Below are 12,905 nucleotides of genomic sequence, written 5' to 3' on the forward strand. Positions count from 1 at the left end.
ATGTGCGGAATTTTGTTGGACAACGTACATTGTATAGTTTGTCTACATTTTATAGTATAGAGCACTTTTTACTATAATTGAAATGAGATGATTGTGTGCCTTTTATGAATCGCTTTACGACAACAGTAACTGGTGCCGTCACGTTCACTGGGAATACGTTGGGACTTAGTCCTACATCGCCTGCGCCAGGTAATATTTTTGGTACACTTGCTGTATTTACGACAGTAAATACAGCGCTGCAAGTACCAGGATTCCCAGCAGGGACAACAGATGACTGGCAATTGAATTCTTCAAGTGCAATTTTAAACCTTCCGGCAGGGAGTAGTATTTTGTATGCAGAGTTGGTTTGGGCTGGTACTTTTCGGACTGATACGGAAGATGTTTTACCATTTTTAAATGATAATATTACATTTACAACACCAGCAGGAACGTTTTCAGTTACGCCAGACCCTGCTACCGCGCAGCAAGGTTCAGTAGGAAACCAGTTTTATTATGCTCGCTCTGCTAATGTAACGAATCTTGTAAGTGCAGGTGGGGCAGGAACTTATACGACAGGGGCCGTACCGGCTACAAGAACTTCAGCTGATCCAACAATTAGTCGTTCAGCTGGCTGGACGCTTGAGGTTGTGTATCAAAATGCAAGTTTACCGCTTCGAAATTTGTCAGTATATGCAGGTCAAGAAATTATCGATGCTTCATCACCACCAGTTGATGCTACTATTTCTGGATTTGCTACTCCGGCAACAGGAGCTGTAACAGGAAGGGTACTTGTAACTGCCCAAGAAGGTGATTCTAACATTTCTGGAGATCAGCTTCGCTTTGGGCCGAATGCGAATACTACAGTTGCGTTATTCGGACCAAGAAATCCCGCGAATAATTTCTTTCAGTCACAAATTTGTAATGACAGTGGAAATTTAGATACGAGCGGTACATTTGGAGATTTGAATCAGCCGTTAGGGGTAGCTTTGGCTGTCCGAAGACAAGGGTGGGATATTACGAATGTAGATGCCTCTTCATCTTTAATAAACAATCAAACGTCAGCAACGGTTCGCTTCGTTACAAATGGAGATGGATACGCTGCAGCTGGTTTTGGTGTTCAAATTGATGCAACGGGGCCAATTATTAATCCTGTTAAATCGGTCAATAGAACAGTCGCAGGGGTAGGGGATACTCTCACCTATACGATTACGGTCCCGAATACAGGAACAGGAAGCGCAGAAAACGTTGTATTACGTGATAGTATTCCGAGCGGAACGACGTTTGTTGCAGGTAGTGTAACGGTAGGGGGAGTAACGCAGCCGAATGCAAACCCTGCTAATGGAATTAATTTAGGTACAATCCCAAATAACACGCAAAGAATTGTTACATTTCAAGTTCGAATAACATCATTCCCGAATCCAAATCCTATTTCAAATCGTGCAATGGTGTCATATCAATTCCGTCCTTTCGTCGGTAGTCCACCTATTACAAGTACCTCTTCTTCCAATACAGTACAAACGACAGTGAATCAAGCAACTATAAGTATGCAAAAATCTGTAGATTTACAGACGGCAACGCTTAATGATGTATTAACGTACACGGTTAATGTGACGAATAATGGAAACGTTACCGCAAATAATGTTATTTTTGTTGATAGTATTCCTGCAGGAACAACATTTGTAGCAAACAGCGTTACGGTAAATGGAGTAGCACGTCCAGGAGCAAATCCAGCAAGTAGTATTAATCTAGGAAGTATTAATGCTTCGCAAACGACGGTAGTGCGCTTTCAAGTTCGAGTAACATCTAATCCTCTTGTCAATCCAATTCCGAACCGTGCGAGTGCAACATTTACCTTTACTCCAGTACCTGGTCAACAACCAGTTTCCGGGCAAGCGACAAGTAATACTGTATTTACTACTATTAATATAGCTGACATAAGAACAAGAAAAACAGTAGATAGAGCTTTTGCGACAGTAAATGACATTCTTACGTACACTGTAACAATTGAAAATACAGGAAATGTACTTGCAACGAACGTTATTTTTCAAGATCCAATCCCAATTGGAACGACTTTTATCGCAAATAGTGTGACTGTGGATGGGGCTTCACAGCCTGGAGCAAATCCAGCGACTGGGTTTACAGTAGCAAATATTTCTCCAGGTGGAAGTAGGACGGTTACATTTCAAGTCCGGGTGACATCTACGCCATCGGGAGGTACGATTGCGAATCGCGGAAATGTATCTGCTAATTTCGTCGTTAAACCGAATCAACCACCAGTAACGATTAATAGGCAAACGAATACAGTTGTGACACAAGTGAATACAGGTGGTTTAAATGTAATAAAAGAAGTGAATACAACGCAAGCAGCAGTCGGTGACACTTTAACGTACACGATTGCCGTTCAAAATACAGGAAACGTTCCGTTAACAAATGTATTTTTCCAAGACACTATTTCTTCCGCTGTTTCTTTCGTTGCAAATTCTGTAACAATTAATGGAGTACCGCAAAGTGGACTGAATCCGAATACAGGATTTACTCTTCCAAATATTCCTGCGGCTCAAACAGTTGTAGTGACATTTGACGTATTAATTGTACAGGATCCAGAAAATGAAGATATTTTAAATCAAGCAAATGTAACAGCAAGTTTTCAAGTGAATCCGAGCGAACCGCCAGTAACAATCAATGTTCCGAGTAATATTGTGAATACAACTGTACAATCAGGGAACTTTGAAGTTGTGAAAGCAGTGAATACGGATGTTGCAACTGTAGGGGATGTTTTAGTATATACAATCGAAATCATAAATGCAGGTAGTGTACCAGCTACAAATGTATTTTTCCAAGATTCAATTCCACAAGGGACATTATTTATTGAAAATAGTGTAGTTGTTAATGGTGTTTTACTAGAAGGGGCAGATCCAGAACTTGGATTCCAATTAAATAATTTGCCTACTGGCGCGAGTGTAATTGTTACGTTTGAAGTATTAATTGATGAAATTCCCCAAGGAAATAATGTCGTAAATAATGCGAATGTAACTGGTGATTTCCTTGTAAATCCAACAGAGCCACCGATTACTGTAACAGTACCAAGTAATACTGTTATGACAGTCGTGAATTCTTCAGGGTTAAATGTAATGAAAAGTGTAAGTGCTACTGAAGCAGGAGTAGGAGATACGTTAACGTATACAGTTCGTATACAGAATAGTGGAACAGTAGCAGCAACAAATGTATCATTCCTTGATCCGATTCCTACTGGAACAACGTTTGTAGCAAATAGTGTAACGATAAATGGAGCGCCACAACCAGGTTTAAACCCAACAACTGGATTTCCACTTGCTAATATTCCAGTAGGAGGGATGGTAACAGTTACTTTTCAAGTGACAATCACGAGTGTACCACCAAATAGAGTTCTTCCGAATAATGCGAATGTAACTGCGGATTTCCAAGTAAGTCCTCTCCAGCCGCCAATTACAATCGTAACGATTAGTAATATTGTTGTGACGCGAGTGAATGTAGGATCACTTAATGTAATGAAGAGTGTAAATACACCACAAGCAGGAGTAGGAGATACGTTAACGTATACGATTCTTATTCAAAATACAGGAACTGTTCCTGCAACGAATATTATTTTTCAAGATCCAATTCCGTCTGGTACTGCGTTTGTAGCAAATAGTGTGACGATAAATGGAGTTGTTCAACAAGGCGCGAATCCTATGGCAGGTTTCCCAGTACCTAATATTCCAGTTGGGCAAACTGCTACAATTACGTTTCAAGTTACAGTGACGAGCGTGCCGAGTGGTGGGAATATAAGAAATCAATCGAATGTAACTGCAAGTTTTCTTATAAATCCGGCTGGTCCTCCTATAACGACTGTTACGAATAGTAACTTTGTAGTGACGCAAGTAAATACAGCTCGGTTAAATATACAAAAATCTTCATCTGTACAACAAGCAGCACTTGGAGAAACTTACACGTATTCTATTGTCATTCGAAATAACGGCACAGTAACAGCAACGAATGTCTCTTTTATTGATCCAATTGCTTTAGAAACAATATTTGTAGTAAATAGTGTAACGATAAATGGAGCGCCACAACCTGGATTTGACCCAAATATTGGTTTCCCGCTTCCTAATATTGCAGCTGGAACATCATTGACAGTAACGTTCCAAGTTACGGTAGTTGCACCGTCTACACGTGGGGCAGTATTAAATACAGCATCTGTTACAGCCACTTTCTTATTAAATCCTTTACAACCACCTGTAACAACAACGAACTCAAGTAATACAACGGTAGTTACAATCCCGTTACCTCCTCCTGGTGAAGTAACAGCAACAAAAACAGTTGATGTTGCAACTGGGGCTGTTGGGGATGTATTAACGTATACTGTGCTAATAACGAATGTAGGGATTATCCCTGTTACAGATGTGTTCTTCCAAGATGTCATTCCAGAAGGAACAACATTTGTAGCAAATAGTGTAACGATAGGTGGAGTGCAGCAACTTGGTTTAAATCCAGAAATAGGATTTACAGTTACTCCATTATTAATTGCTGGTGGAAATATTGAGGTAACGTTCCAAGTGACGATTACAGAAATTCCAGATAATGAAGTCATATTAAATGATGCAGACGTTACGTTTACTTCACAACCAAATCCTCAGGAACCACCGATTACGGAAACGATATTAACGAATTTAGTCGTTACGACAATTAATATAGCTTCGATTTTCCCATTAAAACTAGTAGATAAAGAAGTAGCCACTGTAGGAGAAATATTAACGTATGATGTATTGATTTTTAACTTTGGAACAGTGGCAGCGACGAATGTTGAATTTATCGATACTACTTCCACTGGTGTAGCATTTGTACCAGGAAGTGTGAGCATAAACGGGGTACCGGCACCAGGATTAGATCCTTTCATAGGTTTTACAGTTCCAGATATACCTGTAGATGATTTTGTACTTGTCACATATCAGGAAGTGGTTACAAGCATACCAGAAGGTGGAACGATTGTTAACTTTGTAGACGTTACAGCTACATTTGCTGTAAGTGGAACAGAACCACCTATTACAGAGACGACGACAAGTAACACGACATTAACAGAAATAAATGAACCTGGTCTGAATGTATTAAAATCAGTAAGTCAGCCGATTGTTGCAGTAGGCGATATAATCACATATACAACAGTAGTTCAAAATACAGGGACAGTGGTAGCGACGAATGTTCAATATAATGATGTATTACCGTCCTCGATCACATTTGTCCCAGATAGTGTAACGATAGATAGTGTGTTACAACCTGGATTCAATCCTAATAATGGATTCCCGCTTCCAGATATAACTCCAGGTGAAAGTGTAGAAGTTACGTTCCAAGTAACAGTTGTCAGTGTTCCATCAAACGGAACAATTGCTAATACTGCAAATATTACGGGAAGCTTTATATTAGTACCAGGAGAACCACCAGTTGTAGTAAACCAACCGAGCAATACAACACTTACAACTGTAAATAGAGGACGATTTAATGTTATTAAACAAGTAAATAGGGCTGCTACTCTCGTTGGAGATGTATTAACGTATACAGTTCAAATAACGAATACAGGAACAGTAACAGCTAATGATGTTCAGTTTATTGATACAATTTCAGCAGGAGCGTCATTTGTACCAAGTAGTGTAACGATAAATGGAGCCCCGCAACCAAACTTAAATCCGATTACTGGCTTTGGAGTTGGAGATATACCAGTTGGAGAAACAGTTATCGTGACGTTTCAAGCGACAGTTACAAACATCCCGTCATCAGGAACCATTACGAACGTTGCAAATATAACGGGAAACTTTACTTTAGTACCAGGAGAGCCACCAGTTGTAGTAACAGAGCCGAGTAATACGACAATAACAAGGGTAAATAGAGGCCGATTTAATGTTATAAAAACCGTAAATAAAGAAGCAACACGATTAGGGGATACGTTAACTTATAGTGTGCAAGTTACAAATACGGGAACGGTAACAGCGACGAATGTTCAGTTTATCGATGTTCCGTCACCTAGTTTAGAATTCGTTCCTGGAAGTGTGCAAATAAATGGAATTCCGCAAGTAGGTTTAGATCCATTTGTAGGCTTTTCATTACCAGATCTTGCAGTAGGGGATAGCTTATTAATTACATTTGAAGTAAATGTAATCGCGGTTCCACCTTCTAGTAGCATTATGAATACAGCGAGAGTAACTGGTGATTTCGAATTGATTCCAGGAGAACCACCGTTTACAATTACGAACTCAAGTAATACGACAGTCACACCAGTAAATAGAGGCAGTTTAGATATGCTGAAAGAAGTAGATCATCCGATTGTTGGAGTAGGAGAAACGGTAACGTATACTGTTCGTATATTAAATACAGGTACTGCTGATGCGATGAATGTTCAATTTATAGACGTGTTATCTCAGGAAGCTGAATTTGTTCCAAATAGTGTAACGATAAATGGAGTTCCGCAGCCAGGGTTAAATCCACAGGCTGGATTTACGATACCAGACATCCCAGTCGGTGAGACGGCACTTGTAACATATGAAGCTACAATTACAAGTTTTCCAGATGGTGGTACAGTAGTGAACGTTGCTGGGGCGTTAGCAGAGTATATTTTAGTACCAGGAGAGCCGCCGGTTACAGTAATGGACACGAGTAATACTGTTATTGTAACAGTAAATACTGCAATTTTATTTGTTGCAAAAGGAGCGGATTTTGAAGTAGCGATGGTAGGAGATGTTGTCACTTACGGAATTGCTGTTATAAATGATAGTACAGTTCCTGTGACGAATATTGTTTTAACGGATATCATTGATCCGAATACGTTATTTATAAATGGCACGGTAACGGTAAATGATGTACCTCTTCCGTTTGCCAATCCGAATACTGGTATTCCGTTAGGGGATTTTCAGCCAAATGATGCGGCAATTATTAATTTCCAAGTTGTAATAACAGGCGGGCAAATAAATAACTTAGTTACAAATACAGCTACGGCGAGTGGGCTTGCAATTGTGAATCCAAATGAACCGCCTGTAGTAGTTGAAGGCGATAGCAATACAGTTGTTATCCCGTTTATTCCTCAAAATGTCTCAACGACAGTCGTAAAAACGGCAGACCATCAAACAGCAACAATAGGAGATGTTATTACGTTTACGACAGTTATTACAAATACGGGTGATACTGTAATACAAAATATTCGTTTTCAAGATATGTTAGATAGTAGTGTTCAATTTGTCCTTGGAAGTGTAACGGTTGATAATACGCCAGTGCCAAATGTAAACCCAATATCAGGATTTCTTATAGGAAGTTTAAATCCAGGTGAAGCACGCACAGTCTCGTTCCAAGTAGTAGTTCAGAGCGCGCCAAGTGGTTCAGGAAATTATATAAATCAAGCGAGTATTCGCTTCGAACACCAAGTAGGTACAGTGTTACCGCCTGTTACACAAATAATAGAAAGTAATATTGTGGTCATACCGTTCGTCCCAACGATCGAACAAATTTGTGAAACAAACTTTAATTGCTTAGATAGAATTCCATTTCAATGTTCTCCGTGTAATCATTTGCACGAACATAAAAAATAAAACAAAAAAGAGCATTTTGTGAAGTGCCCCCTAAAAGTTAGACACGGTTATTTCATTAGGCAGCTTGATAAAAGTGAGTCCGGTATGTACCGGGCTCATTTTTAATTTTGCCTTAATCCGTAGTGCTTTTTCTATATCATTTAAAGCAATGGATCTATTGTTAAAAAAGTCAAATGATTTTTAAAATTTAAAAATATTTTAATTTTTTAATAAATGAACCTAAATCATAACCTGTTTTTATTATAGCTATAGCTGAAATCACAATTAATGGATATTTAATATATGGATTGTTGAGGAGTTCCATTATGTTTTTCATGTTGTAAACCTCCTTGGCATTATTTATATCATTATATTTATAATATAGAATATAATGATTAACAGTCAATATAATGTAAAGAAAGATACTTAATTGAAGGAGAACTAAACAAAATAATAGATAAAAAAACCTTTATTTTTATCATTTCTTCTACAAGTAATTAAGAGTCAGTATAGCATATAGAAACAGATCTTAGGAAAGAAGCTATTAGGCAATTGAAATAAGCCTCTACTTTTACCGTATTTAGTTTAAGAATTAGTTTGTCCAATTCTTTTGAAACATAACTATAATAATTTAATTTCAATATCATAAGCAACTCAATTATTATATAGAAATACAAATTCAATGACTTGAGTTCAATGTTTTGTTACGCTATAAATAGCTTGATTTGTTTTTAACTTAAACATATTAAGAGTACTTAATAATTTTGATGAAGGTGTACTTACAAGTATTTCAGGAGATAGTGCTCAAGATTTACAGCAACAGGGAGACTTAAATCAGTCTAGTACTCTATCAAAAGAGGATGCAAAGAACCAGATTTTTAATCTATACGGGAACGATCTTAAATTTGTTGAGGAACCTGAGATCAAAGAAGTAGTATATGTGAATACGTCCTATAAAGTAAAATTTATGCTCTGGATCTTTAGCTCAGCTGGTTAGAGCAAACGGCTTATAACCGTTCGGTCGTAGGTTCGAGTCCTACAAGGTCCACTTATAAAAACAAGGAGAAAGCACTCAAATGGGGGCTTTCTCCTTGTTTTTAATAAATAAAATGTCTTTTTTTCTTTAGCAAGGTTTATAAAATTCTAAGAGTTCAACTGGAATATTATTTTTGTATGCTATACATGCTTTTGTATCACCAGGCTGAATGGTCTTTTGGTCAATTAACAAAAGCGCAGCAAACGTATTTGCTTCTATCTCTAATTTGTCAACGGAAAAGAATGTATTCTTACGCAGAAAAGGTGTATTTGCATGAGTATGTAGGACTGCATGTCCTAATTCATGAGCACAAACAGTTCTCTGCATAGATGGAGATAAATTAGTATTAATAACAATGAAACGATTTCTTTTTTCATATTTATAAAAACCATTTATTTCTTCATGTAAATCCCATGTTAGTACATGTATTTTTAAGTAATCTGCAAGCTCATAGGGGTTTGTCGTGTTGTATTTGTTGCTAAGTTGTTGGACTAGATCTCTAATGACGAATTTCAATGTATTCCCTCCTAAGCTCGCATCAGTTATCGTCTGGGTTACGATATTTCTTAGGCACGTATTTTTTATTGATTACTTTCGTTTGTTTTACAATATACTCCATTGCATCTAATAGTGATTCTACAGCTTCTTGACTCATAGGTTCACCAGAGAACATTAAGCCATCTTCTCCTTGAAGGTCTTTTTTTATTTCTTCCATTCTTTTTGCTATGTCTTTCTCATCTTTTGGCGTTAATTGCTTCTTAGTTTCGTCCGTAACAGCTCGTCCTAGTAAATAGTCAGCTGAAACTGAAAAACAATCCGCTAATTTAGTTAGAACATCATGTGGAGGGAATCTTTCTTCTGATTCGTAGTAGCCTATCATTCTTTGGGATACTCCAATTTTTTCAGCCAATTGTTTTTGTGTTAAATTTTCTTTTTTTCGTAAGGATTTTATTCTAACTCCTATCACATTGTTCACCTCTCTGATTGAACTAATTGTTCTCTTTTGAATTTATTTTAGCACAAATTGTTCTTTTTTGCATTGACACAGAACAATTAGTTCTGTAATCTATATTTAGAACTAATTGTTCTTTCGGAAGTGGGATAATGGGAAATAAAATGTACGATCCGCAAAAGAATTTATATAAAGAAATTGCACATTATTGTGGAGTGACTGAACGGTATATTCGAATGGTTGATCAAAAAGAAAGAACTCCATCAATGGGAACAGCTAAGAAGATTGCTAAGTATTTTGATATGAGTATAGATGCTCTTTTTTTTAGTAATAAATCGAACTTAAAGTTCTTTTTAATGTCGTGTTGGTTTGAAAGGAATAAAAAGTAGGTTTCATCATGGGGAAGTTATTGATAGTGAGTACAGAATCTCGAATGTAGGTATTTGATCTTGACAATAGTGGAGAGGTAGATATTATGGGGATTTTTAGAGTTAAAAAGGATAATAATTATTCCGTTATTAATAATACGGGTTTACAAGATAAAAGGCTTTCTTGGAAGGCGAAGGGGATATTAGCATACATACTTACACTTCCAGATGATTGGGTGTTTTATAGGGAAGAATTATCGCAGCACGCAAAAGATGGTATTAATAGCTTAAGAGCTGGAATGCAAGAATTAAAAGAGTACGGATATATTAAGAGATTTCCTATTAAAGATGTAAAAAACAAAATTGTTAGGTGGGAGACTATTATTTACGAAATCCCATTGGAGGATTTTCCACCAGTGGAAAACCCACCTGTTGATAATCCTGTTGCTGGGAACCTAACGGTGGAAAACCGCAAGCTACTAAATACTGATATACAAAGTACTAAAGAACTAAATACGGATATACCAAATACAAATTATCATCATGATAATCAAGATAAATCACTATCACAAAGATTGATGGATGAAGATTTTAAAATAGCTTATAGCTATTTGCTGAAAAACGGTATTTCGTTAAGTAAAATAGCTATCGCAGAGCTTGGTGAATTTTGTGGAGTATTGGGAAGTGAATTGGTTCTTGAAGCAGTAAATAGATCTCTTGATGAAAATGTACCGAAATGGAGATATGTACGTGGGATTCTCAAAAAGTGGGAAACAAAAAAAGTAAAAACACGAAATGACGTAGCTGTACTAGATGAACAGTTTGATCTTAGTAAAAATAAAAAACAATCTGGTTCAGGATACACAAAACGAAATGAAATGGTACCAGGATGGTTACATCAAAAGGAAGATGAAGACTCAGGAGAACAACATAGACATATTAATGAGGTAACGATTGAAGAAGAGCGTGAGAGGTTAAAAGCTTTATTAAGAAAATACAAATCACAATAAATATCCGTTTTTCCGATTAAATTGATTATTAAGGTTAGTTTATCTTTGGTTACATCAATAAAAGCAGAATTTAAATAAAGAAAAGTAGGGGGATTATTGTATGTTTGACTGGCTGAAAGATTATCAGAAACTAGAAGAAGAAATTACATATTTAGAATATAACTTAGACAAATCAAAAGCGGAATTAAAGCGCTGGACTAGTGGTGACTTGCAACATGTACGATTAACCGCTGAATCGGAAGGGGCTAAAGTAGAAGACCGGATTGAAGCTATTGGATATGAATTAGGACATAAGATGAATGAAGTGTTCAATTTAAAGATTTTAATTAATAAGTTTACAGGACTAGATCATCAAATACTCAAAATGAAGTATGTTGATGGAATGACCTTAGAACAAATAGCGTTTGACTTGCATTATAGTACAGGCTATATCCGACGAAAACACGCTGAAATAAGAAAGATTGTTAAGTTTTTAGATGGGTTTTAATGTTACCTTTTTGTAGGCTACATGCAGTGTACAGAAAGTATTGAAAAAGTGATTTATAGTAGTAATATAAGATTTCGACGAAAGAGCAACTATTTTATGGTTGCTCTTTTTGTTGTGAAAGAAGCTAAGTACTATGGAGTAATTCAATAGGTTAATAGGTATTTAGAAGTTAAAAGTACTTAGTAAAATAGTAGTGTTTGGTCCAAAAATAATAGGGAAATAAGGAGATGTTTAGTAATGGGTATGTTAGCTACGTCAGTTAAGACAAAGAATTTGCCGCAACGGGTCCTCCGATGGCAGACAATGGTAGAAAATGAATGTAATGCACAAGGGGTACCTGAGTTAGTACCTTATGTATTAGGAATTATTATGGTGGAAAGTGATGGTAATGCTGAACAGACGCCCGATATTATGCAGTCAAGTGAATCTCAAGGGAGACCGATGAATTCAATTGACAATCCTAAGGAGTCAATTCATTACGGGGTAATGCACTTAATAGGAGCTTTTGCAGATGCAAAAAAATATGGTATTACAGATTTAAGTGCAATTGTTCAAGCATATAATTTTGGGCGTTTTTACATCCGTTGGTTAGCCTCTAACAATAAACAGCATTCACTGCAGGTGGCAGAACAGTATTCTAAAACTGTTGTTGCGCCATCTCTTGGAAATAGCACTGGCGCAATGATTCGATATAGTCATCCTATCGCTGTGGCATACAATGGTGGCTATAAATATAAAAATGGTGGAAATTTCTTCTATGCTGAAATTGTTAAACAGTATGTAGATTTTGTCGGAGGAGTTGATCCTACTGATGTAGATACGCGTAAAAACGTGACGCTACCTTCTGATTGGTTAACTAATAACTTAGGTTGGTTACAATGTATAGAACGACAATCTTGGGTGTATAAAGAACCAAATGAACTTGCGGAAGTAGTAGGAAAGATTCCTCTTGGCAGTGGGCATGTGTATTTAGAGACTGCATGGGATGGGAAAAGATTTTGGTTTAAAATTGCCAATGATAACTGGGTTCCTGAAACAGTAATGCGTATTGAAAAAGATGGTAGAAGTAAAGGTGTCATTTGGAATGAATGGGATGGGCTAGAATGTTACCATCACGCAAATTACAACAGTGGTATACGCGATCGAGTAGGTGTAGGTCAATGGGTAATTGAGTTTAGGGATAACAACTGGATTTACATTACAGATAAAGGGTGGGTAGAGTTTGACGAAAAAATCATTCGTTGGATTCGCTAAAAAAGATAGTGCTCTTATTGAAGTACTTCACAAAAGTCACCTGAGAAAACTAAAGTATATCTGGATGTGTTAAACATACATTATATTTTGAAAACAATACATGGTTAAAGGAAATCTTGATGTAAGGTAACGACGGAGAACTTTTTTCTATCAATCTTATGGTATGAAAAATTAGTATATAGGCCAAAAATATATAAATAGTAAATCAAGGTGCTTATGTAAGTACCTTTTTTATATGGTGTGAAAAATAG

The 12,905-nt window shown here is 36.8% G+C and carries 8 protein-coding genes, 1 tRNA gene and 1 pseudogene; 7 read left to right on the forward strand and 3 right to left on the reverse strand.

The window, feature by feature from the left end:
• The first annotated feature begins 95 nt into the window (after positions 1 to 95).
• A complete protein-coding gene (locus QEP67_RS09770) occupies positions 96 to 7,568 on the forward strand; it encodes a hypothetical protein (protein ID WP_353706567.1) in 7,473 nt (2,490 codons plus the stop codon).
• A gap of 187 nt (positions 7,569 to 7,755) precedes the next feature.
• On the opposite strand, the gene QEP67_RS09775 is transcribed toward QEP67_RS09770, so the two are convergent.
• On the reverse strand, positions 7,756 to 7,884 hold the full coding sequence (locus QEP67_RS09775; RefSeq protein ID WP_000789922.1) for a hypothetical protein: 129 nt from the start codon (positions 7,882 to 7,884) through the stop codon (positions 7,756 to 7,758).
• Between the two features lie 417 nt (positions 7,885 to 8,301).
• Between QEP67_RS09775 and QEP67_RS09780 the strand changes: the two are divergent.
• Together QEP67_RS09780 and QEP67_RS09785 are read left to right on the forward strand one after the other, a co-directional pair.
• Positions 8,302 to 8,499, forward strand: a pseudogene (locus tag QEP67_RS09780) (peptidase M4 family protein); the annotation flags it as partial.
• Positions 8,500 to 8,521: 22 nt separating this feature from the next.
• Positions 8,522 to 8,595 (forward strand) — tRNA-Ile (locus tag QEP67_RS09785).
• Between the two features lie 75 nt (positions 8,596 to 8,670).
• Here the strand turns inward: QEP67_RS09785 and QEP67_RS09790 are convergent.
• Positions 8,671 to 9,099, reverse strand: coding sequence for an ImmA/IrrE family metallo-endopeptidase (locus QEP67_RS09790; protein WP_000673783.1), 429 nt, complete (start codon positions 9,097 to 9,099; stop codon positions 8,671 to 8,673).
• 22 nt (positions 9,100 to 9,121) lie between these two features.
• Entirely contained in the window at positions 9,122 to 9,550 is a 429-nt protein-coding gene (locus QEP67_RS09795) for a helix-turn-helix transcriptional regulator (RefSeq protein WP_000580595.1), read from the reverse strand.
• A gap of 137 nt (positions 9,551 to 9,687) precedes the next feature.
• Here QEP67_RS09795 and QEP67_RS09800 point away from each other — a divergent pair, with 137 nt between their 5' ends.
• The 4 genes from QEP67_RS09800 to QEP67_RS09815 all read left to right on the forward strand — a co-directional run bounded on the left by QEP67_RS09800 (position 9,688) and on the right by QEP67_RS09815 (position 12,654).
• On the forward strand, positions 9,688 to 9,924 hold the full coding sequence (locus QEP67_RS09800; protein ID WP_000527105.1) for a helix-turn-helix transcriptional regulator: 237 nt from the start codon (positions 9,688 to 9,690) through the stop codon (positions 9,922 to 9,924).
• 86 nt (positions 9,925 to 10,010) lie between these two features.
• On the forward strand, positions 10,011 to 10,913 hold the full coding sequence (locus tag QEP67_RS09805; protein ID WP_000510884.1) for a DnaD domain protein: 903 nt from the start codon (positions 10,011 to 10,013) through the stop codon (positions 10,911 to 10,913).
• A 100-nt stretch (positions 10,914 to 11,013) separates the two neighbouring features.
• Complete coding sequence (locus QEP67_RS09810) at positions 11,014 to 11,400, forward strand: hypothetical protein (RefSeq protein WP_000460741.1); 387 nt, start codon at positions 11,014 to 11,016, stop codon at positions 11,398 to 11,400.
• A 237-nt stretch (positions 11,401 to 11,637) separates the two neighbouring features.
• Positions 11,638 to 12,654, forward strand: coding sequence for a lysozyme family protein (locus QEP67_RS09815; protein ID WP_353706568.1), 1,017 nt, complete (start codon positions 11,638 to 11,640; stop codon positions 12,652 to 12,654).
• The last annotated feature ends 251 nt before the right edge of the window (positions 12,655 to 12,905 follow it).

It is taken from the genome of Bacillus cereus group sp. MS39, from assembly GCF_040448665.1.
Taxonomy (GTDB): domain Bacteria; phylum Bacillota; class Bacilli; order Bacillales; family Bacillaceae_G; genus Bacillus_A; species Bacillus_A wiedmannii.

Coding starts and splice junctions, on each gene's coding strand:
- QEP67_RS09815 (WP_353706568.1), top strand. CDS start 11,638: ATGGGTATGTTAGCTACGTCAGTTAAGACAAAGAATTTGCCGCAACGG.
- QEP67_RS09805 (WP_000510884.1), top strand. CDS start 10,011: ATGGGGATTTTTAGAGTTAAAAAGGATAATAATTATTCCGTTATTAAT.
- QEP67_RS09810 (WP_000460741.1), top strand. CDS start 11,014: ATGTTTGACTGGCTGAAAGATTATCAGAAACTAGAAGAAGAAATTACA.
- QEP67_RS09775 (WP_000789922.1), bottom strand. CDS start 7,884: ATGAAAAACATAATGGAACTCCTCAACAATCCATATATTAAATATCCA.
- QEP67_RS09800 (WP_000527105.1), top strand. CDS start 9,688: ATGGGAAATAAAATGTACGATCCGCAAAAGAATTTATATAAAGAAATT.